Annotated in this window: 18 protein-coding genes; 7 read left to right on the top strand and 11 right to left on the bottom strand. The window is 59.7% G+C overall.

What is annotated here, in order from left to right; all coding sequences use genetic code 11:
- Positions 1 to 14 precede the first annotated feature (14 nt).
- The 5 genes from cobT (at position 15) to C7451_RS16395 (ending at position 4,228) form a co-directional block, all read left to right on the top strand.
- Complete coding sequence (gene cobT / locus C7451_RS16415) at positions 15 to 1,016, top strand: nicotinate-nucleotide--dimethylbenzimidazole phosphoribosyltransferase (RefSeq protein ID WP_066111074.1); 1,002 nt, start codon at positions 15 to 17, stop codon at positions 1,014 to 1,016.
- The gene (locus C7451_RS16410) at positions 1,013 to 1,822 is read left to right on the top strand and encodes an adenosylcobinamide-GDP ribazoletransferase (protein WP_066111078.1); all 810 of its coding nucleotides are present in this window, start codon (positions 1,013 to 1,015) and stop codon (positions 1,820 to 1,822) included. Before cobT ends, C7451_RS16410 begins: the two co-directional genes overlap by 4 nt.
- Positions 1,812 to 2,357, top strand: a complete 546-nt coding sequence (locus tag C7451_RS16405; RefSeq protein ID WP_067400047.1) for a histidine phosphatase family protein — start codon at positions 1,812 to 1,814, stop codon at positions 2,355 to 2,357. Before C7451_RS16410 ends, C7451_RS16405 begins: the two co-directional genes overlap by 11 nt.
- Positions 2,358 to 2,831: 474 nt before the next feature.
- Positions 2,832 to 3,737 carry an alpha/beta fold hydrolase gene (locus C7451_RS16400; RefSeq protein WP_110300007.1) on the top strand — a complete coding sequence of 302 codons (906 nt, stop codon included), beginning with the start codon at positions 2,832 to 2,834 and terminating at the stop codon, positions 3,735 to 3,737.
- Complete coding sequence (locus C7451_RS16395; protein ID WP_082745685.1) at positions 3,734 to 4,228, top strand: hotdog fold thioesterase; 495 nt, start codon at positions 3,734 to 3,736, stop codon at positions 4,226 to 4,228. Before C7451_RS16400 ends, C7451_RS16395 begins: the two co-directional genes overlap by 4 nt.
- Here the strand turns inward: C7451_RS16395 and C7451_RS16390 are convergent.
- From C7451_RS16390 to C7451_RS16380, 3 genes are read right to left on the bottom strand one after another with little or no spacing between them, the layout of a single operon-like run.
- Positions 4,158 to 5,618: an efflux transporter outer membrane subunit gene (locus C7451_RS16390; protein WP_082745686.1), complete on the bottom strand. Its 1,461-nt coding sequence runs from the start codon at positions 5,616 to 5,618 to the stop codon at positions 4,158 to 4,160. The two genes, C7451_RS16395 and C7451_RS16390, sit on opposite strands and share 71 nt — an antisense overlap.
- 10 nt (positions 5,619 to 5,628) lie before the next feature.
- Entirely contained in the window at positions 5,629 to 7,200 is a 1,572-nt protein-coding gene (locus C7451_RS16385) for an MDR family MFS transporter (protein ID WP_066531950.1), read from the bottom strand.
- Positions 7,197 to 8,324, bottom strand: a complete 1,128-nt coding sequence (locus C7451_RS16380) for an HlyD family secretion protein (RefSeq protein WP_061926347.1) — start codon at positions 8,322 to 8,324, stop codon at positions 7,197 to 7,199. The genes C7451_RS16385 and C7451_RS16380 overlap by 4 nt, the downstream gene beginning before the upstream one ends.
- 125 nt (positions 8,325 to 8,449) lie before the next feature.
- Here C7451_RS16380 and C7451_RS20505 point away from each other — a divergent pair, with 125 nt between their 5' ends.
- Both C7451_RS20505 and C7451_RS16370 read left to right on the top strand, forming a co-directional pair.
- Entirely contained in the window at positions 8,450 to 8,941 is a 492-nt protein-coding gene (locus tag C7451_RS20505; RefSeq protein WP_110300006.1) for a MarR family winged helix-turn-helix transcriptional regulator, read from the top strand.
- A gap of 4 nt (positions 8,942 to 8,945) precedes the next feature.
- Entirely contained in the window at positions 8,946 to 10,532 is a 1,587-nt protein-coding gene (locus C7451_RS16370) for an ABC1 kinase family protein (protein ID WP_110300005.1), read from the top strand.
- Positions 10,533 to 10,903: 371 nt separating this feature from the next.
- On the opposite strand, the gene C7451_RS16365 is transcribed toward C7451_RS16370, so the two are convergent.
- The 8 genes from C7451_RS16365 to C7451_RS16330 all read right to left on the bottom strand — a co-directional run bounded on the left by C7451_RS16365 (position 10,904) and on the right by C7451_RS16330 (position 21,275).
- Entirely contained in the window at positions 10,904 to 11,536 is a 633-nt protein-coding gene (locus C7451_RS16365; RefSeq protein ID WP_066110513.1) for a tyrosine-type recombinase/integrase, read from the bottom strand.
- Between the two features lie 162 nt (positions 11,537 to 11,698).
- Positions 11,699 to 12,001, bottom strand: a complete 303-nt coding sequence (locus C7451_RS16360; protein ID WP_066110516.1) for a HigA family addiction module antitoxin — start codon at positions 11,999 to 12,001, stop codon at positions 11,699 to 11,701.
- Positions 12,001 to 12,282 carry a type II toxin-antitoxin system RelE/ParE family toxin gene (locus C7451_RS16355; protein ID WP_066110518.1) on the bottom strand — a complete coding sequence of 94 codons (282 nt, stop codon included), beginning with the start codon at positions 12,280 to 12,282 and terminating at the stop codon, positions 12,001 to 12,003. Before C7451_RS16355 ends, C7451_RS16360 begins: the two co-directional genes overlap by 1 nt.
- Positions 12,283 to 12,381: 99 nt before the next feature.
- Entirely contained in the window at positions 12,382 to 16,599 is a 4,218-nt protein-coding gene (locus tag C7451_RS16350; protein ID WP_425266502.1) for a strawberry notch family protein, read from the bottom strand.
- Positions 16,600 to 16,712: 113 nt separating this feature from the next.
- The gene (locus tag C7451_RS16345) at positions 16,713 to 16,979 is read right to left on the bottom strand and encodes a WGR domain-containing protein (protein WP_081095480.1); all 267 of its coding nucleotides are present in this window, start codon (positions 16,977 to 16,979) and stop codon (positions 16,713 to 16,715) included.
- A gap of 639 nt (positions 16,980 to 17,618) precedes the next feature.
- Positions 17,619 to 18,848, bottom strand: coding sequence for a replication initiator protein A (locus C7451_RS16340; RefSeq protein WP_066110815.1), 1,230 nt, complete (start codon positions 18,846 to 18,848; stop codon positions 17,619 to 17,621).
- Positions 18,849 to 18,936: 88 nt separating this feature from the next.
- Positions 18,937 to 19,992, bottom strand: a complete 1,056-nt coding sequence (locus C7451_RS16335) for a ParB/RepB/Spo0J family partition protein (protein WP_066110817.1) — start codon at positions 19,990 to 19,992, stop codon at positions 18,937 to 18,939.
- Between the two features lie 80 nt (positions 19,993 to 20,072).
- On the bottom strand, positions 20,073 to 21,275 hold the full coding sequence (locus tag C7451_RS16330; RefSeq protein ID WP_066110819.1) for an AAA family ATPase: 1,203 nt from the start codon (positions 21,273 to 21,275) through the stop codon (positions 20,073 to 20,075).
- Positions 21,276 to 21,332: the final 57 nt, after the last annotated feature.

Below are 21,332 nucleotides of genomic sequence, written 5' to 3'. Positions count from 1 at the left end.
GCAAGGGCAACACAATGCTAAGCGACCAGGCAATTGCCGCGCATCTTGATGCGCTTGCCAAGCCGCAGGGCAGCATGGGGCGGTTGGAAGCCTTGGCGACCGATCTGGCGCGCATTCAGCAGCGGCTTGACCCGGTCACGCACCCGCGCCGCCTGATCCTGTTCGCAGCCGATCACGGCGTGGTGGCCGATGGAGTCTCCGCATGGCCGCAGGCTGTTACCGGGGCGATGATGGCGACGATTGCTGCGGGCAAGGCGACCAGCAGCGCGCTTGCGGCAGCGCATGAATGCGATCTTGAGCTGATCGATGCCGGGGCAGCCTTTCCCCCGGCGGGAGCCGCCCTTCCCCCGCAGCAGATACTCGCAGGCGGAACACGCTCGCTGGCGCACGGCCCTGCCATGACCGCAGAGCAATTTGCCGCTGCATGGGATCTGGGTGAGAAGGCGGCGCGGCGAGCGGCTGATGCTGGTGTCGCTGTGCTGCTGCTGGGCGAGATGGGCATCGGAAACACGACGACTGCGGCTTGCCTCACCATGCTGCTCGCCGGTGCCGACAGCGACACGGCGACCGGGCGCGGCGCGGGTGCGGATGACGAGATTCTGGCGCGCAAGCGGGCGATCGTGACCGCCGCCGCCGCGCGCGCCGTCATGATGCTTGGCGCCGATCCCCGTGCGGCAATTGCCGAGGTGGCTGGTTTCGAAATCATCGCCATGGCGGGCTGCTTCGCCGAAGGTGCCCGCCGGCGCATGACCTTGCTGCTCGATGGCTATGTCGCAACTGCCGCAGCGCTGGTGGCAGAACGGCTCTACCCGGGCACCGCAACCATGATGATCGCCGCGCACCAATCAGCAGAGCCGGGGCATGCGGCAGCACTTGCGCAGCTTGGCCTTGCACCGCTGCTCGACTGGCAGATGCGGCTCGGCGAAGGCAGCGGAGCGCTGGTCGCCCTGCCGTTGCTCGACAGCGCGGCAGCTCTGATCGGCAAGGTCGCCTTGCTGAGCGAGGTGACGGGATGAACCCGGCGCCTTCGCCTGTCCCGCCATGGGCGCCGCCGTTGCTGGCGCTGCAATTCCTCACCCGTGTGCCGGTGCCCGTGCTCGATCGGCTCGAGGGGCCGCAGGTGCAGGCGGGCCTCGTCAGGGCCGTGGGCTGGTTTCCGCTGGTGGGCACGCTGATCGGAATGGTGACAGCGGGAGCAGTGCTGGGTCTTGCGCAGTTCCTGCCGCTGGCGGTCGCGGTGATCATCGCGCTGATGATCGAGGCCCGGCTGACCGGAGCGTTCCATGAGGACGCCGTAGCTGATTTCTGCGATGCCTTCGGTGGCGGCTACACGACCGAAGACGTGCGCCGGATCATGAAGGACAGCCGCATCGGTAGCTATGGCGCGCTAGGCCTTGGCCTTGCTGTCGCCCTGCGTGCGGTGCTGCTGATGAGCCTGCCAGTGGCAGACGACCCACTGCTTACAGCCGCTGCGATTGTCGCTTCGGCCTGCTTTGCACGGGCGCTAGTGGTGGCGGCAATGGCGCTAATCGCCCCTGCGCCCGCCGGAACCGGGCTCGCCAAGGATATCGGCAACGCGGTGACTGCGCGCACGGTGGTGATGGGCGCAATGACTGCCTTTCCTGCGCTCGCGGCCTTCGCCTTTCTCGATGGGCGTGCGCTTCTGGCTACTGTCCTTGCTGGCGGGATATTCCTCATCTGGCTTCGCGGCATGCTTCTACGTCGGATCGGCGGGACCACGGGCGACTGCCTTGGCTTTGGGGCCTATACTGGCCAGTTGATCCTGCTGTTGGCGGCGGTGGCGCTCGGTCATGGCGGATAAGATAACGCTTGTGCGCCATACCGAAGTTGCTCTGCGTTGGCGCGGTCGCTGCTACGGGGTCACAGATGTGGGCCTCAGCCGGACGGGCGCGGCGGCGATCGGGCCGCTCGCGCAGGAACTGGCTGCCTTGCGCCCAGAATGGATCCTCCACAGTGATTTAACGCGCACCCGCCGCCTTTCTGTCGCAGTCGCCCGACATGTTGGCTGCCCGATCCATGCCGACCCGGCATGGCGCGAACGCGATTTCGGGACTTGGGAGGGCCAGAGCTGGAACGCAATCTTCCGGGCAAGCGGCAATGCGATGGACGGGATGATCGAGGCCCCTGATAAGTTCCGCCCAGGCGGCGGGGAGACCACCTGCGAGCTCGCGGCGCGCATAGCTACCGCTATGGCTAGCCTGCCTGAAGGACGCGGGATCGTCGTCACGCATGGTGGACCGATTGCATCGCTTTTGGGTCAAGAGCGTGGCCTTGCCCCGCGCGACTGGCTCAGTCTAGTTCCATCTGTTGGAGCTAGGGTTTCCATGGCGTCCTAGGGGGGAATACTTGATGCAGACACCCCACATTCAAAAGTGGCCGTTTTGGGGTCGATTCCTGAATATCGGCTGCCGACGAGAAACGCGCAGAAGCTGGCTGGCAGGTTCCGTCACCATAAGCCGAACGGCAGGAAGCTGCCTTCGCTGAAAAAATCTGCCATTCAGGAAGCGACCCCATCTCGGTCATAGCGTGGAAGTTTCTGCTGCCCGAAACGAGCCGTTCGTTCCGCTCAAGCAACTCAGCGGCTTTTGGGCCGGAAGCGGAAAGGCAGCTTTTATATCTTTGAGCGGATTAAGCGGACAGCGACTGCTGACCGAATCGCAAGCCGGTGCATTAGAGAATGGTCTGGAGAAACCCCTCTTGGCATAGACTTTTGCCGTCGTTGAAACGCCCCTGCAGGACAGCCAACACGGAGCCGAGAGCCACAAACTAAATTGGTTTACTATTTAGCGCGCCTTTCCTACCATCCGGAGATGGCGAGAGAAACCTTTACGATTGAGGGCGCAGGCGCGATTTCTCTTACAGCCGAGGCTGAGGGGGATGCCTACGCCATACCCGTCCTTCTTGCGCACGGCGGCGGGCAGACACGGCGCGCGTGGAGAAGGGTGGTCAGCGAGCTGGCTCAAGCCGGCTTTCGCGCAATCGCCTTCGACATGGGCGGTCACGGAGACAGCGATTGGTCGCCATTCGGAGCTTATGAAATGCGCGACTTCGCGGCGGATCTGGTCGCTGCAGCGTCGCGCCTGGACCAGAAGCCAGCGCTGGTTGGCGCTTCACTGGGCGGGCTCGCTGGACTGATTGCCGCAGGGGAGCTTGCTCCAGGTAGCTTTGCTTCACTCACATTGGTCGACATTGCCCCGCGCATGGAGCCCAGCGGTGTGATGCGCGTGGTTGGTTTCATGGAAGAGCATGTCGATAGCGGCTTCGCCTCACCAGAGGAGGCGGCCGACGTGATCGCTCGCTACATGCCGCATCGTCCCAAGCGGGGCGCGAGCGATGGTCTGAAAAACTATCTGCGGCAGAAGTCGGATGGGCGCTTCTATTGGCACTGGGACCCGGTGTTTATCCGTAATATAATGTCAGCCAGACAAGGCGACCCAGACAGCCAAGAACGTCAATCGGCAATGCTGAGCCAAGCTGCGGCGAATCTCACGCTTCCGCTTCACCTCATCCGAGGCGGCTCTAGCGATCTTGTTTCCGAAGAGGCCGTTTTGCATCTGCGACAACTCGCCCCCCATGCAGAATACACCGATATTGCCGATGCCACGCACATGGTCGTGGGCGATGCGAACGATGCCTTCTCCGCCGCTATCGTCGATTTCCTACGAACCCATCACTCTTGCGATACGGCTCAACCACAGGGGACGAGGGAGCTATGATCGATCGAGAGCGCTTGCAGGAAATGCTGAATATCGCGCCGTTTCATCGATGGCTTGGGCTGGAGATTGCAACATGCTCCGACCAGGGAATCGCGATCACCATGCCATGGCGCGAAGAGATCGTGTCGAACCCTATGATTGGGTCGGCGCATGGAGGGATCCTGGCTTCACTGGTCGACCTCACCGGGCTTTATACTCTGCTTGCCGGGGGCGTCGCGGCGAGAGCGACGGCCGATCTGCATGTCGATTACCACCGTCCTGCAACCTCAGGACCTCTCACTGCTCACGGACAGATCGTGAAGATCGGGCGACAGATTTCGGTGGCGGAAACCCGGGTTCTCGAGCCCGACGACAAGTTGGTCGCCAGCGGCAGGGGCGCCTACTTCTCGTCAACCGGATCACTTGATCAGCGCGGCGGGACTATTGATCTCGAACAGGCTCTTGCCACCCAAGGCCCAGCGACTTCTGCAGCGCGATCCACGCCAGCGTAAGGGCACCCTTTGCCCGGACGAGGTCTGCTGAGGCCTGCTGCTGTTCTCGCAGGGCCCGGTTGAGGTCAGCCTTCGAGATCGCTCCTGCGGCAAAACGTTGGCGGTTCAGGTCCGCCGCGCCGTCAGCCTGCTTCTTGATTTGCATACTGGCAGCGAGCGCCACACGCTGCTGGCCGAAGCGAGCCAAGGCACGTTCGGCGTCTTGCAGTGCCAGAAGCACCGTCTGCTGGTAATTGGCGACTGCTTCGTTGCGCGCCGCCCCGGCTTGGTCGATCGCAGCGTCTACCCTGCCGAAATCCAGAAAATTCCACTGGAGGCGTGGGATCGCGAGTGCGGAGAAATCGCCGACATCGACAACGTCGTCCAACGAGGATCCGCCGAGGCCCAGGATCCCCGTGAAGGACAATTTCGGGAACCGCGCCGCCTCGGCCACCCCGATCCGCGCCGTCGACGCGGCAAGAGACCGTTCGGCCGCCCTTATGTCAGGCCGACGCGCCACCAGGCTTGCCGGATCGCCGATCGCGACCTGCTCTGGCGGCATGGGAATGGAATGCGCAGTCGTGAGCGCTGCATCAACTGATCCCGGCACCTGTCCGGTCAGTATAGCGAGTGCATCAGACAGGACTGCGATATCCGCTTCAGCTTCGGCAAGTTGTGACTTGAGCATCTCCAGTTCGGCATTCGCGGTGCCTACCGGGAAAAGCGGCAATGCACCGCGCTGATAGCGTTGGTATGTCAGCGCCAGGATCTCTTCCTGCAACGAAATCTGCGCCTCAAATTGCTCTGCGCGGAATTGGGCCTCCCGCAAATTGACGTAGGTGCTGGCCACTTGGGCAGTCAACTGGACCTTTGCGTCCTCTGCATTGGCCACCGTTGCAGCAGCTTGGGCATTGCTGGCTTCAATGCGCCTGCGCGAGCCACCGGCGAACTCCAGCTCCCAGTTGGCGTTAAGGCCCACATTGAAAAAGCTGAGCGAGTCATCGGTTTCTGCGTCGGAATTGGTTTGCTCTGACGGGGGGGGCGCCCCGCCTTGAATGTCGAGACCCCGAAGCCGGCCCTGCACGGTGGTGGCCTGTGCCCCAAGCGATGGCATTCGACCCGCACGGTCTTGCCTGATGGATGCCCGTGCCTGGGCAATGCGCGCCTGCGCTGCGGCGAGCGAAGGGTTGCCGGACAGCGCAGCCTCCACCAGCCGCGTCAACTCGGGATCGCCGAGCAGCAGCCACCATTGAGCGACAACCGGATCAGATGCGCTCACATCACTGCCAGCGCGCACAAAGCGAGTGCCCGTGTCTGCTGACACAACTTCCTGGGGGCCTGCATAATCGGGCCCAGCCGTGCATCCAGCTAGCAAGGCGATAGTGATAATCGGAGGTAGCAAGTGGCGCATAATCTCGGGCTCAGTGCATCGAAAGGGAGACATTTTCCGGAAGCGGCTTGAGGAACAGAACAAGCGGGACTGTCGCGAGTGTGAGAAGTCCCATCACCAGAAAGACATCATTGTAGGTCATGATGAACGCTTCGCGCTGGAGAGTGCCGCCGAGTGCCGCCATCGCTCGTTCCATATCGCCCAAGCTTCGCGCCAGTCCGTCGAGATAGGTCTGCAGCGAAACGCTGTTCGCATTCAGCGTTTCTTCCATGCGCCTCGTATGGTGCCAAATTCGCTGGTCCTGGAACGAAGCGAGGGCCGAGAGGGCGAATGATCCGCCAAGATTGCGGGCCGCGTTGAAAATGCCCGAGGCATCGCCCGCGTCTTCCTTGGCCACCGACGCAACCGTTGCCTGATTCAGGAACATCATCGCAAGTATCATTCCGGCCCCGCGGATAAGCTGACTTTCAGTGAAGACAGCGCCGCCGGATTCGGCGGTCAGACTCGTGCTGACAAAGCAGCTGATCGCCATCAGCAGCATTCCGGTGCCGACGGCAATGCGGATGTCCACCTTGCGGATCATCAGGGGCAGAACCGGCATCAGGAGAAAGGCCGGGACACCCATCCAGAAGATGACCAGTCCCGTCTGAAAAGCATTATAGTCAGAGATGATCGCCAGAAACTGCGGAATGACATAGGTCGAACCATACATCACCATGCCCAGGGCGAGCGCCATGATCGCGACGCTGGCGAACTGTCGATTCAACAGGAGCTGCAACTTCAAGACTGGCTTGCGTGCCTTCACCTGTCCGTAAATCAAACAGGCAAAGCCGATAATGGTCACCACCGTTAGCCAGCGAATGAGTGAGGACTCGAACCATTCCTCACGGTGCCCTTCCTCGAGTACAACAGTCAGACCGCCCAGTCCGAGGATCAGCCCGAGAATGCCAGCCCAATCGGCGTCCGTGAGATATTCCCACTTGGGCTTCTCGTGAGGCAGCCCGATAAACAGCAAGAGCAGCAGGATTGCGCAGACTGGCACATTGACGAAAAAGGCATAGTGCCAGCTCAGGTTCTCGGTCAGCCAGCCGCCGATCAATGGCCCCATCACGGGGCCAAGAACCACAGTCATGCCGAACAGGGCCATTCCGATTGGCTGTTGGTGCGGCGGTAATCGTTTAGCCACAATAGTCATTGCGGTCGGAATGAGGACTCCGCCCGTGAATCCCTGACCCGTTCGGCCGATGATCATGGTCGTAAGGTCGGTTGCAATCCCGCATAGCACCGAAAATGCGGTGAACGCGCTAACCGCGATGATGAGGAGGGTTCGCAGACCGAACAGCCGTTCGAGCCAAGCGCTCAGCGGAATGACGACGATTTCAGCAACGAGAAATGACGTAGCAATCCAGGTGCCTTCGGCGCCTGTGGCACCGATCTCGCCCTGAATGACGGGGAGTGCGGAATTGACGATTGATATGTCCAGCGTCGCGAGCATGGCGCCAAGCGCGCCCGCGGCCACAGCGACCCAGGCAGTCACGTCTGCGTTCTTTCGGCCCCCGGCCGGCCCGATCGAAGTGTCCTGCGCTGCCAGTATCTCGGTCATTGAGTCCGACTCGAGATCTCTTCCAATTCGCCGGCAGCATTCCGGGTGTCGACCGTAGCCACTACCGACATGCCGGGAACGAGCAGACGCCGCACTTCAGGGGGAGCATCGATACCGATGCGGACGGGTATCCGTTGAACGATCTTGGTAAAGTTGCCGGTGGCATTTTCGGGGGGGAGGATGGAAAATTCCGCGCCCGTTCCCGGCGATATGCTGACCACTCGTCCCGCGATCTCAAGGTCGGGTAGGGCGTCAACTTCGAGCCTGACGCTTTGGCCGGCCCGGATCAGGCCGACCTGCGTTTCCTTGAAGTTTGCCGTCACGTAGATCGCCCTCACCGGAACCACCGTCATCAAACGTTGACCCGGTTGCACGAACTGGCCCACCCTCACCGAGAGATCGCCGACGCGGCCGGCCTTGCTGGCGCGCAGCAAGGTCGATTCAACCGTAAGGTCGGCTGTTTCCAGCTGAGCGCGAGCAGCGTCCGCCTGCGCCTGGGTCTGGTTGATCTGCTCGAACAGGGTCCCTCGGCGCGCGGTCGCGGCAGCCACCGCCGCCTGCGCGGCGACGAGTTCGGCCCGCGCTTGCCGCGCCTGCGCCTCATACTGGTCTAGCTTTTCCCGCGGTTCGGCTCCTGTCGCGGCAAGGGGCCGATATCGCGCCACCTGGTCGTTCGCGAGGTCCAGTGCTGCGCGCGCGGCGGCGAGTTGGCCCCGCGCCTGGCGAATGGCTGCATCCTGTTCGGCTACCTGAGAACGGATTGTGTCGGCACCGGCCAGGGTCGCAGCGATCTGTGCGCGCGCCTGTTGCGCTTGCGCCTGATAATCCCGCAGATCCAGTTGTACGAGGGCTCCGCCGCGAGCAACCTGCTCGTTCTCCCCCACGAAGACCTCTTCGACGTATCCCGCTACCTTGGAAGAGATAACGACGCTGTCGGCAGCGACATAGGCGTTATCGGTCGTCTGCATGTACTGTCCGTAGGTTACGTGCCGGTAGTACCACCAGATCCCGCCAAGCAGCACGGCAAGACCAACGATGATTAGCACGATGCGCAAGCCACGCCGCGATTGCGGTTTCGTTGGGGTTGTGCCCTCCTGCTCCGGTTGGTTGGAGTTATCGGTCATCTGACTCTTTCGGCAGCCTCAGTAAAAGGTGAACGCGTCTCGCGCCCTATGAGCCGTGAGTCAGATAGTAAAGGCATTTAGCAGTTTGCATTTGGGCATCCGAGGCTATCCGACTACACAGCGCTATGGATGAAAAACCAGATACCATGTCACGGTCTCAGCGTCGGCAGAAGGTCATCACCGATGATGACCGCATTCTCTATCTTATGGACGAGATCAGTCGCGGCGCGCGCAGAGTGTACGATGCGAGGGTCGCCAGGATCGGTCTCAATCAGACACAGTGGAGGATCATCGGACAACTTCTTCGCGATCCTGCCCTTACGCAGGCTGAAATCGCCAAGAAACTGGAACTGGAATCGGCGACCATCGGCCTGGCGGTTGCAGGTCTTTGCGCACGCGGGCTGATGAAAAGGCTTCGAGCTGAGACGGATCGGCGAGCGTGGCAGCTCATCCTCACGGAGCAGCTTGACGATCTGCTGCCCGAACTGAGAGGCTCCGCGGATAGGCTTCATGGTCTGCTTTGGCGCGACATTGCCGCCGACGAGAAGCAAACGTTGCAGCAGATTCTTGCAAGGGTATCGGAAAATCTGGACCAACTCCGGGCCGAGGCTGAGTAAAATCATGGCATCGCCCCCGGAAAAGCCTATCAGCAGCATCGCTCGCGCCGCGGAGATCGGCCAAATCCTAATGAGGCACGGCGCGAAAAATCTCGCCGGAGCCCTCGGATTTATTCCCTCTTCGAGCAATGTCATCGATCCTCGCGAATTTCGTCCGGCTGCAGTTGTCGCGTTCCTCCGTGACATCGGGCCAGTTGGTATAAAGCTGGGGCAGCTCCTCGCCACCCGAAGCGATCTGTTTACCGAACACTGGATCACGGCATTCTCAACCCTGCACGATCAGGTGTCGCCAGTGCGCTTCGCAGATATCGAGCCCGTACTTGCTTCAAGCTGGGGTGAGGACTGGCGGAACGACTTTGCGCAGTTCGACGAACAGCCTTTGGCGTCCGCCTCGATTGCACAGACCTATTCCGCCAAGCTACAGGACGGTAGCGAGGTCATCGTGAAGGTTCGCCGCCCGGGCACCGCCGCGCGCATGGAAGCCGATGTGCGCCTGCTTGTGCGTCTTGCCGAGATCGCAGAAGCACGCTCGCCTGACATCGCGCGTTACCGGCCAGTCGAGTTTCTGCGGACCTTCGGCCGCAATCTAGCCTGGGAGATGGACCTCGCTGCGGAATCCCGAGCCTGCGAGCGGATCGGCGCATATCTCGATACCATCGGCGTCAGGACCCCGGCCATCCATTGGGAACTGACCGGGCTGCGGGTGAACGTTCAGGAACGCCTGTACGGCAGGCCCGCGTCTTCGCTGGGCAGCCCATCCGGCGACCCGCCGGTGGCGGCTTTCGCTAAAAGCTATGCCAACGCTGTCCTGCGCATGATCATCCTGAACGGCGAATTCCACGGCGACCCTCATCCCGGCAATGTTTTCCTGATCGGCGAGCAGGATGTCGGCTTCATCGACTTCGGATCAGTCGGGACGCTCACCAAGACGAGGCGCGACGAGATCGTTCGGCTCGTGCTTGCGATCGCTGGCGAGGAAACGAGCGAAGTCGCGGATGTCCTGCTCGCATGGACGGGGGCGCCGAAGGTGGATCGCGATGCGCTCGCGGTGGCTCTCGATCATTTGATCGGAGAGTTCAGGGGGACCGTGCTTTCTGGAATCGAGTTCTCGCAAATTTTTTCCCGCGTTTTCGATCTTTTGCGGGATTATCAACTGGTCCTGCCACCCGATCTGGCCATCCTTCTGCGTACCTTGCTTACGGCAGAGGGTGTCGTCCGATCACTGGCACCCGACTATAACATTGCCGAGGACACCCGGCCGATCATGACGGAGCTTTTCGCCGAGCGGTTCTCGCTCGCTAGCGCTCGGTCGGGTTTGAAGAAACTTCGCGGTCAGCTGCTGGGGTTGTCGGCGTCCTTGCCCGACATACTTGCCACTGCGAACTCGATCGCAAAGTCAGGATATGTGCCGGTTCAGCTCGATCCGCTCAGTATCGAGCAACTCGCAGGACTTCGCAATGAGCGTCAGTCCTTGAAAGGCCCTCTAGCTGCCGCATTGATCATAGCTAGCGCGTTGCTTGTCGATCAATCCTGGCTTCTGGCTGGCGGCGCGCTTGTGATTGCTGGGATGGTGCTCATCCGAAAATCATAATGAAGGAGCAACTTAATTCGTGCACGGTCACGTTAGGGCGAGGGCGAAACTAATGAGGATTTGATGCGCCTCACTTCAGCGACCAAGACGCGTCGCGAAGAAAATTTTTCGACCTATTGCGATTGAAGGCTTATTTTCCTCAATCAGACGAAACTTTGGAACGGCAGCTTTCAGGCTTGTCCTCGCCTGACTTTATGGCCGCTATTGGGGCGCGTTGCTGCCGTCCTGCGCTGATCGGCTCAGTGTCTGCTACCCCGGCCTGGCCGCCTGAGAGCAGACCGGAAGCTATCCACCCACTTGTTGCCGGTTCGATGATTGCCGTACTTTGACAAAAGCGGCCATCGGAGCTCGCCCGACGACCGCAAACTTTGTCAGATCTCGATGCGCTCCGCCAGTACAAGAGCATCTTCCACGTCGACCCCAAGATACCGAACGGTATTCTCGATCTTCGAATGGCCCAGCAGGATTTGCACTGCACGCAGATTTCCGGTTGTCCGGTAGATCATGGCCGCCTTGGTGCGCCGCATGGAATGGGTGCCGTAGTCTTCCCGCCGCAACCCGACCGCGGTGACCCACTCATCGACGAGGCGAGCATACTGCCGCGTGCTCATTGGTTGGCCGGAATGGATCCTGCTTGGGAACACGAAATCATCGAGGGTTCCTCCCCGCCGCAGCAGCCATGTCGCCAGGCTCGAGCGGGCGTCTGCGGTGATTTCAAATTGCACGGGTCGCCCGGTCTTCCGCTGGATGACCATTGCGCGGTCGCGAACTTCAGATCCGGCCACGAGATCGCCGACCTTAAGCTTCACCAAATCGCAGCCCCGCAGCTTGCTGTCGATCGCCAGGTCGAACAGGGCGCGGTCACGGAGCCGCTCCTCGCGATCAAGGAAGAACCGGATCGCCCAAATCTGCTTCTGAGTGAGTGGCCGTTTGGTGCCGACGGTTCTGCCGGCATTCCACGAGACCCGGTTTTGCATTGCCGGATCGAGGTGAGAGTAGGTCATTTTCTTTCTCCAAGGCCATAATTGGCCGGAAAGAAAGAACGAGCATCAATCGTGTTTTTACCTTTAAGCGCGCCGAAGCATTGGGGCCCTGAAGTTATGCGGGGTATCTGATTGAGCAAGTAACACCGGGACCTTGGTCATCGTGAGCGCGCTTGAGACAAGCTAGGCAGGTTCGCGCACACGCGCGATGCTGATGGTCTCCGATCCGCTTTTGGCTTGCGCAAGATCATAGGCAGACTGCATCCGCAGCATGGTGGCGGCAGAAATACCGAACGCTTTCTCAAAGCGGATAGCCATCTCCGGCGTTAGCGCGGCCCTGCAATTGAGCAGACGGCTTAAGGCTGGCCGGGTGACCTTGAGATGATCTGCCGTGCTCGACACGTTCATGTTGTAAGGCTTCACGATCTCTTCGAGCAGCCAAGGGCCCGGATGGATCGCGAAGCTGTCATGGAGCTTGATGGCCATCAGTGATAGTCCTCCAGATCGAGATCGGCGACGGTCAGTTCGTCGATCAGTGTGAATGTCAGCCGCCAGTTTCGGGTTACCGTCATGGCAAAATATCCCTCTCTGTCTCCGGTGAGTGGATGAAACCCGAAATTGGGCGGCACTGCCAATTCATCCACACTCCCCGCCGACGCAATGAAAGCCAGCATGCGCCGAAGCCGGTCAGCCTCCATCAGCCCTGCTGGCTTCCCGGTTTCAGCAAACCTGCGAAGCGCCTTATGGCGGATGGTGCCGATTTCCATTGGGGTGTAATCCCATAAGTTACACGAAGAGTCAAGAGAAGTGTAACCCTTAAGGTTACGCTTCCGCCATTCCCGATGCGGTCCGCCAGAATTCCTGCATTACGCCCGGAGCAGCGCGCCGATCACCGAAATCGCTGATCTTGAGGGAATAAACACCCGGGTACGAAACGCGATAATCTCCGTGAAGCAGCCGATGCTCTTGAGCCAGGGAAGCTGCTCCGCCGCAGCTCCGACGATTTCATAGCGCTTCTCGCCTGCCACACGGGAGCATTTGAAGGTCGCCTCGAACGGCTGCTTGATCGGGACTGTCCGGCCTTCGCCGAGCGCCTTGATGATCGTGTCCGGGCTAAGTTCAACGGTGGTGGCAATATCGAACTTCTCGAGTAGCTTCGCAACGTCGAGTTCGTGAACCATGCGGCCGAGCCAGCTTCTGCCCTCTTCGTCCACGATGCGGCGGACCTCCAGATAGTCGATGGGAAGGCTAGACCATATCGGCAGGAGAAGTCCGGTCGCGAGGTACACGGTCTCTGTGGTGAGCCGTTCGGCAAGTTCTGCCACTTCGCTTTGCCACAAGTTCTCGAAGGTCCCACGGGGGGCTTCCTCCCATGCGGATTCGGCGAGGTCATCGAAGTGGTGGTATTCGCGCCGCAGGGGACGGTGGAGGATAACCCGCCGGATCAACTCGCCTTGCTCGGTCATGAAGTGCCGCGAAGGTTCAGCCAGAGCTGCTTTCCCGCTCTTGGTATTGTGAAGCAGAATGCAGCCGTCGGCATAATCACGGCGCTCAAGGACACGCTCAAGCGATATCGGCCGCGCTCTCGTCTTGAGAGCCAACTGCAGCAAATGCGAGGTGGCGCCGGTTCGTTCATCAGTCCGTAGGACGATGTCTTCGACGACCTCGGCCTGTTCGACCCTCATGGTTTCGACGCCCACATCGAGCGATCCCGCCTCGCGCGCTGCTGACACCCGCGCCTCGACAAGCCCCAGAAATTCTTCGAAGATCGCATTTTGCATTCCGATCGGCAATGCAAGGATGCGATTGAGCCAACGCTGGATCGGCGGAAGGTCCTCTTCGAGAATGCCGTCTTCCGAGACAATCTTGAGCCCGCTACGGCGCTGGAAGTCTATCAGCGTTGCGCTCTTGAGCTTGCCGTGTGCCAGCAAGGCAAACCAGGTCGAGAGAGCCGCCTTGGCGTATTCGCTTTCGAGATTGTCGGCAGGGTCGAAGAGGTTCTGGCCGCCCGTCTGTCGTTGACCCCGCGTCAGCGCCCCCAAGCTGTCGAGCCTGCGCGCAATGGTGCTGGTGAACCGCAGTTCCCCCTTGCAGTTCGTGGTTACAGGCCGGAACAGCGGCGTGTTCGCCTGATGTGTCCGATGCGTTCGGCCCAGCCCCTGAATGGCGCGGTCGGCTCGCCATCCCGGCTCAAGCAGGAAGTGGATGCGACGCTTCTGGCAAGTTGCGTCAAGGCTGGCGTGATAAGACCGCCCGGTGCCGCCCGCGTCGCTGAAGACCAGGATGGGCTTCCTGCCATCCATGAACTGGTCTGTTTCGGACTGGTTCGTCCGCGGCGAGCGGGTCTCGAGCCGCTGCTGGCCGTCGCTCTGGGTTATGAGCCGCTTGCTGCGCCCGGTCACCTCAGCGACCCTGTCCGGCCCGTAGTGCTCGATTATCCCGTCCAGCGCTGGCTTTATCGGCGGCATGGCACACAGGTGCTCGATCATCTCGCCGCGGCGGGCAATCGCAGTCTGGTTGTGTACTGGACGTCCTTCCTCGTCGAACATCGGTGCCGAGCGCTGCGTGCCTGTATCGTCGACGAATACCTGCATCTGTTGGGTGGGGAAGGCCCGCTCGAGGTACTCGATCACGGCGTCGAGCGGGCTGAGATCGAGGTCGAGATCGGCTCGCTCTGCTGGGGAGAGGCTGTCGAGACGGCGATCGAGGATGCTTTCGGCGGTCGAAACCAGTTGAACGACAACCACCTCATCGCGATCCAGATGGAAATTGATGGCAGCAATCAGCGTGGGTAGCTTCATTGACAGCAGCAACTGGTTGAAGAACCGCTGCTTGGTGCTTTCAAACCGGCTTCGCGCTGCGACTTTCGCACCGCTGTTGAGCGTTGTGCCGTCGATTTCATCGACGACGCCGGTCAGCTCCAGCGCCTCCTCAAGGTTCTGATGAATGATCGCCCAGGCGTCCGCATAAGTGTCGTAGACGGCGATCTGTTCGGCGGTCAGATCATGTTTCAGGATCTCGTATTCGACGCCTGCAAAGCTGAGCGCGCGCGCCTGATAGAGGCCCAGTGCCTTGAGGTCCCGCGACACGAGTTCCATCGCAGCGATGCCCCCTGCCCTGATCTGGCTGATGAAATCTTCGCGGTTGGCAAACGCGGTGCCAGGTCCCCACAGACCAAGCCGCACGGCATAGGCAAGGTTGTTGACCTCCGAGGCCCCAGTCGCAGAGGCGTAGAGAACCCGGGCATCGGGCAGATTGTTTTGCAGCAGCACGCCGGCGATGCCCTGCAAGGATCCGCTTTTCGTGCCGCGGGCGCCCTCGCCTCCTGCCACACCGCCCATCTCGTGGCTCTCATCGAAGGCGATGACACCGTCGAAATCCTCGCCCGCCCAATCGAGCAGCTGCTTCAGGCGCGTAGCGTCCTGACGCTGGCTGCGAAGGGTCGGGTAAGTGACGAACAGGATCCCTTCACGAAACGGAACCGCCTGATCGATCTTCCAGCTGGAAAGCGGCTGAATGTCGGCCGCAAGGCCCCCGATAGCGCTCCAATCGCGGCGCGCGTCTTCGAGCAGGCTTTCGTTCTTCGAGACCCAGATGGCCTTGCGGCGTCCAGCAAGCCAGCCATCAAGGATGCAGGCGGCGATCTGCCTGCCCTTCCCTGCCCCCGTGCCATCGCCGAGGAAATAGCCCTTGCGGTAGGCGCGCCCATTCTCGTCGAGTTGCAGGCCAACGCCCTCTTCAGCCGGAACGAATAAGCCAGGCAGATACTGCTGCCACGCGTTTCCGGCATAGATGACAGTTTCGATCTGGGCCTCGGATAGCAGGCTTTCCTGCAAGACCCGATCCTGCAGCGCCGGGACATAATCCGGGATAGGTGCCGGGATCGAACCCATGGCCACGCTCTCGACGAGCGGCGTCGGATGTTCGCGTGCACCAACAATGTCGACCCGGCTTGGCCGGTACGGGATGTAGACCCCGCTTTGCTCACCGAGAACGCGCGGCTTCTCCAAGGTACTGAACGCCAGTGCTTCGATCTTGGGGGTTTGGGCTGCCCTCGCTTTGACGGGCTTTGTGATCGGCGTTGCCCGCATGGATTTGAAGAGCGCATCCGGCTTTGCTTTCGGCGGCACCGCGCGCGGTTCGCAGCCGGGCTGGACTGTCACGCGTTTGATGATTGGAACCGCAGTCGCGACGTCTGCAACTGTCTCCCGCGCCAAAACTGCAGGTTTGATCTGACCCGGGATCTTGTCGATCACGTACAAGCGCACGGCCACGCTGGTGCCCTGCTTGTGATAGCACTTATCAAGGCGGATGGATGTGCGGACCGTGCAAGAGGCAAAGGTGTCTTCGTAGATTTTCGCAAGCTTTGCGCTCGTCGTGAACCAGTCCGGCATGATCGCGACGATCCGCCCCCCCTGCCTGAGGCGCGTTATGGCAGCGCGCAGGTGACGCACCGCTGCGAACGCGTCTGCTCCTCGTCCCATTGACCGGGAGAACGGCGGGTTCATCAGGATCAGGCTTGGCTGCACAGCCGCGTCGAGATGGGAAGCCAGCATGGCTCCATCGATCCCTGTGATGGTTGCATCGGCAAACAGCAGAACCAGCTTTTCACGCCTGCGCGGATCGATTTCGTTGAGATGCAATGCGCTGACATCGGGCAAAGTTGCCACCAGAGCGCCATGTCCGGCGCTCGGTTCAAGAACGATATCGGTTGCGAGTGGCTGCGCCAAAATCACGCAAAGCGCTGCGAGGTCTGCGGGCGTCGAGAATTGCTGGTACCTGATCTGGTCTTCACTTCTGACCGTATGTGTCGGCAGTGCCTCGATAAGCGCACTGATCTCCGAAATCTGGTGCAGCATCTGAGGCTTGTTCAGCAGTCCGGCCATGTGGCGCGTCAATGCCGCCTCGAGCAGGTCAAAGGCGTCCCTCTGGCTCCATGCGCCGTTTGCGGAGCCCTCCCCGTAAAGCTGGCGCATCGTCTCAAACAGGCGTTGCTTGTTCGCCATTCCGGTGGCGATGGCGTGCTGGATTTCGGTGATTGCTGCGTCCAGCTTCTGGCTGGATTGTTCAAAAAGGTCGGTCACGGTCTGCTCCTGATGCTGAACCGCATCAGGCCTTCCCCCTCTCCCTTTGGCGAAACTGGGGAGTTTTTGGAGAAGTGTTCAGCTCTGAAGAGCCACCTAATTGTTGAGGGAAGTCACTCGACTGCCTGGTAGCGAACACCAATCCGCTTAAATGCGCTTTCGCGCCGGATCCGGATCTGCTGTGCGATTGTGTCTGCCTGTCTTCTATCTGGAAAGCTGGTGGTCACCCCCTGCCCTTTCGTACCGATTCGTCCCCAGCGCCGCTCAACGGTTGTCCAGCCAAACAGATCCGTCTCAATCCAGAGATGATAGTCGCGCGCGACGTTGCGGGACGGGTCTATTGCTTGCCAATGCCATGACTGGTTCTCTGGAGTTTCCATTCGGAAATAGTGCCAAGATCATTTGCGGTCGGTCCAATTGGAATTCTGAATCACAGAAGCCTCTGTGATTCAGGGACTCGATTTTGCTTATGAAAGCTGGGGTGCCGATCGAAGACTGTTCCCCGCTATGGCAATGCGTCGTCCGAAAAGGAATGTGGGCCCACGTAAGGTTCGCTCTTGCATTTCGCCATCAATATATTCTGGAAAAACTATAACTTCCAACGGGTTAGATGGGTTACAGTTAAGTTAGACTAGTTAAGAGGCCGATGTGATGCTGCGACTCGCTGTATTCTCTGATGATTTTCCACTGCGCGGTTCCCGATGTGTCGGCATTGTGTTCCTGAAAGTTCGAAGGCGTGTTCCCGAAAGTTCGCTTTTGCGTTCCCGATGTGTCGGTGACCGTTCGAAACCGTTCTCAATGTGTCGAGAAACAGGATCTGGAGGCCAGATGCCCAGAGAAATTGAATCATTATCGCGGTGACATGCTGGTAAGAGCTTCAAAGGACGCTTGCTGGGTGTGGCTTTCGCGGCTGATGCCGATTCGACACGACACATTTGGAACGCACCATCGATGGGAACCCCTAGTGGACGGCTTATGTCAGCGGCGCTTGGCGCAGATTTTTATTCAAATCGCGTTGGTTACCTGCGTAACTCGTGTTTGTGCTTTTCATGGTGGCGCTTCACCCATCCGATGAAGGCCTTCTGCCAGTTTGCAGGTGTCCTTGCCGGATCGGCATTCACCCAGCTTTCGAATTCGGCATGAAGAGCATAGAGGTCCCAGCCTGGGCATTTTTCCCGCAGATAAGCCATCGTTTCATCTGCAATAATACCTCGCGTAGCCTTGTCGGAGAGTCCCGCAACTGCGGAGCGGACAAGCGACCGAGCGTCAAAGAATTGAACCTCTACGGCTTCTGTCGCCTCGGATGCCGGCGGTTTGCGCTTTGTTACACTATGATCTTTCCCCGGGGAATAAACGGGAGAATGCGGTGCAGGCATGTCTTCCGAAGGTTGGCTATTCGTCTTTGCGGCAGCCTGATCGTCCAAGCGGATCATTCGGAGAAGCGGCTCGCTGCCCTTCCCTTGCTCGATCAGGAGTCGATAGCCTGGCAGATCATTTTTCTCCGCCAGTTTGATAACTTCGAATTTGAAGCGCCGATACTCGCCTTCTGCGCCGGATTTTTCAAATAGGACAGGCATGGAGATTGCAAAGCCGGTTTGACCAGCGCCGCCAGCATGCTTGCGAGCCACTCTGTATAACCAACGTTCACGACCCCCGGTAATATCGAAGTAGGCGCGGTCAATGCTAAGCACTCCGCCTTTCATCATCACGCCTTCCCAGAACCAGTTCGATAGCTCGAGCGTCATTCCGCGGCTGCGCTCTGTCTTTTCGTCGACGAGCTGAGTCCAGCCATCCAGCCAGCTGAACGTGGCTTCCCTGCGGTTCTCAGCGCGGATGTTGGTCTTGATAGTTGTTGAGACCAGGCGATCCAGAGCTTGGCCTAAAAGCTCATAGGCGCGGCCCGTGGTCGGTCGACCGATCGCACGCAACAAGTCGTAAGGCATGATGTGGAGCTTGCGTGGGACGTCATTGACCCCTCGCCGGGCCATGTCAGCAAGCTGGCTAGCACAATAGATGAGAATGTCGGCGTCCCAGATCGTAGCCATGCCGTAGTCGGGGTTGGAGCTGACATGTACCCATAGCTTGCCGTCTGGCGCGGTATATTCGATCGGCTTGACCCGTTTGCGCTTCGCAAGCGAGAAAAAGGGCCTTTCCATCATCTCGCGTTGATCGCGCAGTGGGAGGTCGGCCAGATAGGGCAGGAACAGATCGAACTGTTCCGAGACGCTCTTCTTGCTGGCGCGCGTCATTTGAGTGACGCCTGTTGTCCGCGATGATTATTCCCCGGGGAATAATCCTGATGGGGGGCGGTCCTGACCAGATGGGGGAGGGCGGTGCTCACCTTTGCAGGCCCCCGCCCTCAGCCGTGAGTGTTTCGAGCAGAATTCGGACTTTGGCCAGAAGGTCATCGTCTGAAAGGCCGTGCCCAGCGTGAAGCCGCAAGGTAACGCCTTGTCGATTGACGCGCTGAAGGCTTACTGCTGGCCGGTCATGCGCTCCTGGAATGACAATCTCTCTGGGTTCGGTCGGCGCTTCATCGGACGTCAGCAGGATTCTGATGACCTCTTGGGCGGAAAGCGTCGCCTTGCCCGCACTTCGAAGGCGCACTTGCTTGTCTGCAAGCCCTTTTGCAGCTTTATGAATATGTGGCGCCCGCTTTGGGTCACTCAAGGCTTGAGCCAACGGATAAGCGGGCTTTAGCTGAACGTCGGCAGGGGATGCGAATGCTGCGATCACGGCGTCGGGGATCGCAGCAACCTTGATCATTTTGGAAAGCCAACTCTGAGAAAGTTTGAGCCGTTGCGCCATGCGCGACTGGTGGTTGCCGTAATGTGTCTTCAGCGCTGCCGCATAATTGCGCGCTCGCTCAAGATCGGAGACGTCCTTGCGGGCCCGGTTCTCGATGTCCGCGAGGCGGAAGGCGGCTTCGTCATCGAGGTCGGCCACCTGCGCGAGAAATTTCATATCTGGGTAGGAGTTCTGCCGCAGCCATGAAATTGACCAGTGGCGCCGTGTGCCTGCGATGACTTCATACTCGAATGTCGGGTCGCCATCGATCCGCCGAACAATCGCAGGAACCTTCTGACCGCCTTCCGCAATGATCGCATCGATCAGGTCGCGGCAGTTCTCCTCACTCAAATGACCATATGAACGAGCGTTTCCGACCCAGGGTCGGACGCGTGCGGGATCCAGCGCAATTTGCGTAACTTGCCGGACTTCGCCGCTGGCAACGCGGGCGAGAGCACTTTCCCGACCGAGAAGTGAATTTCGCCGCGATCGTTCTTGGCGCGCGAACGACGCCACATCTTCCTCGCCGTCAAGCGGGGTTGCAGATCCGTCGCTACCGTCGTCTGCAAGCAACGATGTCAGGTAATCCTTCTGTTTCTTTGCCATCGGTGGTCTCTCAAATTCCCGCCCAGAAAGCGGCCGCGCGTTTCTGAAGGATTGTAGTCGGAGGGGCAGGGGCTGCTCGGTTATCCATTGACCAGCAGTGCCTCATCAATGGCCTGAGTTCGTCCCCAGCCTTGCCGTACGAGTTGCTCGACTTGGCCAAGTGCCTCATCGAGATTCGATCTGCAGCGTTTGTGCGTTCTTGATGTGCCGATGGGTTTTTCAAGCTCATAAACAGTCATCATGCGTAGCGCGGCGTGGCTAATTTCGGCGCTTTCGAGGATCGGTACCGGCAGGAGGGCGGGGCCGAAGCTCTGCTCCATGATCGCGCGCACCATTTCGTGGCTCGGATCACCGCTATCGAACTTCGAGCACAGCAAGCGAACAAAATTGTACTCAACTATGACGCCTGCTTCGATGAGTTGTTCGATTACCTGATCCATCATGGATAGGAATTGGACCGTCGAGCAGAAATCCGGCGTTGTTGCAGCCAAGGGCACGAGCAGTGAATTCGCGGCTTGCATGACCGCGAGCGAAATTGTCCCAAGGGCTGGGGGAGGATCGAGAATGACCACATCGTAATTCCGCCCAAGGTCGATAAGTCCCTGTTTGAGCTTACGGAAGCGTGCCGCGAGCACATTTTGGCCATCAGCCCCAGAAGCAGCAAGCTCATACTCGACGTCGAAGAGTTCCAGATTCGACGGGATCAGATCGACGTTGGGCCACGGGGTGTTCTTGACTGCGTAAAGAAGGTCCGCCTGCGTCGGGTCAATCGACAGATAAGGATAAAGCGTTTCTTCGCGCGTAATGTTGAAGTGCGGATTGAACCCGAACAGGGTGGTCGTGGTTGCCTGACTATCGCAGTCGACTACAAGAACGCGGTAGCCCTGAACGGCAAAGTAATGGGCTAGGTGGGTCGTTACGGTCGATTTTCCCACGCCCCCTTTGAAGTTTTGAACTGCGATGATGGCCGGGGTGTCTTTGGGGGCGCGCGCCGGGCTTGCATCAAGCACTTTGCGCATGTGCAAAACCTCCTCGATCGTGTATCCCAAGCGCCTTCCATTTTCGCCAGATGGCGGGGCGGGGAGGCGGCCGTCTTCCTCCGCCATCCGAATCCTGTTGGTAGAACAGCCAAGCAATTGCGCTGTATCAGCGATGCCAAACCTGATGTTGAGGCCTTTGCGACTGTCAGGCAGAAAAGCCTTGCGGCGGAGTCGCTCGATCATGCGCTCTCCTGCTTCAGCAAGATCACCGATCTGACCCGCTATTGAATCTGAATATGCCATTCAAAAGATCCTTGAAGGTTTTGCGACACCCAGATATCCGAAAACCTTCAATGCGGC

Source organism: Blastomonas natatoria, assembly GCF_003201955.1.
GTDB classification, from domain to species: Bacteria; Pseudomonadota; Alphaproteobacteria; order Sphingomonadales; family Sphingomonadaceae; genus Blastomonas; species Blastomonas natatoria.
This window is presented reverse-complemented; position numbering and strand designations above follow the sequence as displayed.

What these genes read in the sequence shown, in the direction of transcription:
- cobT (WP_066111074.1), top strand. Translation starts at nt 15, where the DNA reads ATGCTAAGCGACCAGGCAATTGCCGCGCATCTTGATGCGCTTGCCAAG.
- C7451_RS16410 (WP_066111078.1), top strand. Translation starts at nt 1,013, where the DNA reads ATGAACCCGGCGCCTTCGCCTGTCCCGCCATGGGCGCCGCCGTTGCTG.
- C7451_RS16405 (WP_067400047.1), top strand. Translation starts at nt 1,812, where the DNA reads ATGGCGGATAAGATAACGCTTGTGCGCCATACCGAAGTTGCTCTGCGT.
- C7451_RS16400 (WP_110300007.1), top strand. Translation starts at nt 2,832, where the DNA reads ATGGCGAGAGAAACCTTTACGATTGAGGGCGCAGGCGCGATTTCTCTT.
- C7451_RS16395 (WP_082745685.1), top strand. Translation starts at nt 3,734, where the DNA reads ATGATCGATCGAGAGCGCTTGCAGGAAATGCTGAATATCGCGCCGTTT.
- C7451_RS16390 (WP_082745686.1), bottom strand. Translation starts at nt 5,618, where the DNA reads ATGCGCCACTTGCTACCTCCGATTATCACTATCGCCTTGCTAGCTGGA.
- C7451_RS16385 (WP_066531950.1), bottom strand. Translation starts at nt 7,200, where the DNA reads ATGACCGAGATACTGGCAGCGCAGGACACTTCGATCGGGCCGGCCGGG.
- C7451_RS16380 (WP_061926347.1), bottom strand. Translation starts at nt 8,324, where the DNA reads ATGACCGATAACTCCAACCAACCGGAGCAGGAGGGCACAACCCCAACG.
- C7451_RS20505 (WP_110300006.1), top strand. Translation starts at nt 8,450, where the DNA reads ATGGATGAAAAACCAGATACCATGTCACGGTCTCAGCGTCGGCAGAAG.
- C7451_RS16370 (WP_110300005.1), top strand. Translation starts at nt 8,946, where the DNA reads ATGGCATCGCCCCCGGAAAAGCCTATCAGCAGCATCGCTCGCGCCGCG.
- C7451_RS16365 (WP_066110513.1), bottom strand. Translation starts at nt 11,536, where the DNA reads ATGACCTACTCTCACCTCGATCCGGCAATGCAAAACCGGGTCTCGTGG.
- C7451_RS16360 (WP_066110516.1), bottom strand. Translation starts at nt 12,001, where the DNA reads ATGGCCATCAAGCTCCATGACAGCTTCGCGATCCATCCGGGCCCTTGG.
- C7451_RS16355 (WP_066110518.1), bottom strand. Translation starts at nt 12,282, where the DNA reads ATGGAAATCGGCACCATCCGCCATAAGGCGCTTCGCAGGTTTGCTGAA.
- C7451_RS16345 (WP_081095480.1), bottom strand. Translation starts at nt 16,979, where the DNA reads ATGGAAACTCCAGAGAACCAGTCATGGCATTGGCAAGCAATAGACCCG.
- C7451_RS16340 (WP_066110815.1), bottom strand. Translation starts at nt 18,848, where the DNA reads ATGACGCGCGCCAGCAAGAAGAGCGTCTCGGAACAGTTCGATCTGTTC.
- C7451_RS16335 (WP_066110817.1), bottom strand. Translation starts at nt 19,992, where the DNA reads ATGGCAAAGAAACAGAAGGATTACCTGACATCGTTGCTTGCAGACGAC.
- C7451_RS16330 (WP_066110819.1), bottom strand. Translation starts at nt 21,275, where the DNA reads ATGGCATATTCAGATTCAATAGCGGGTCAGATCGGTGATCTTGCTGAA.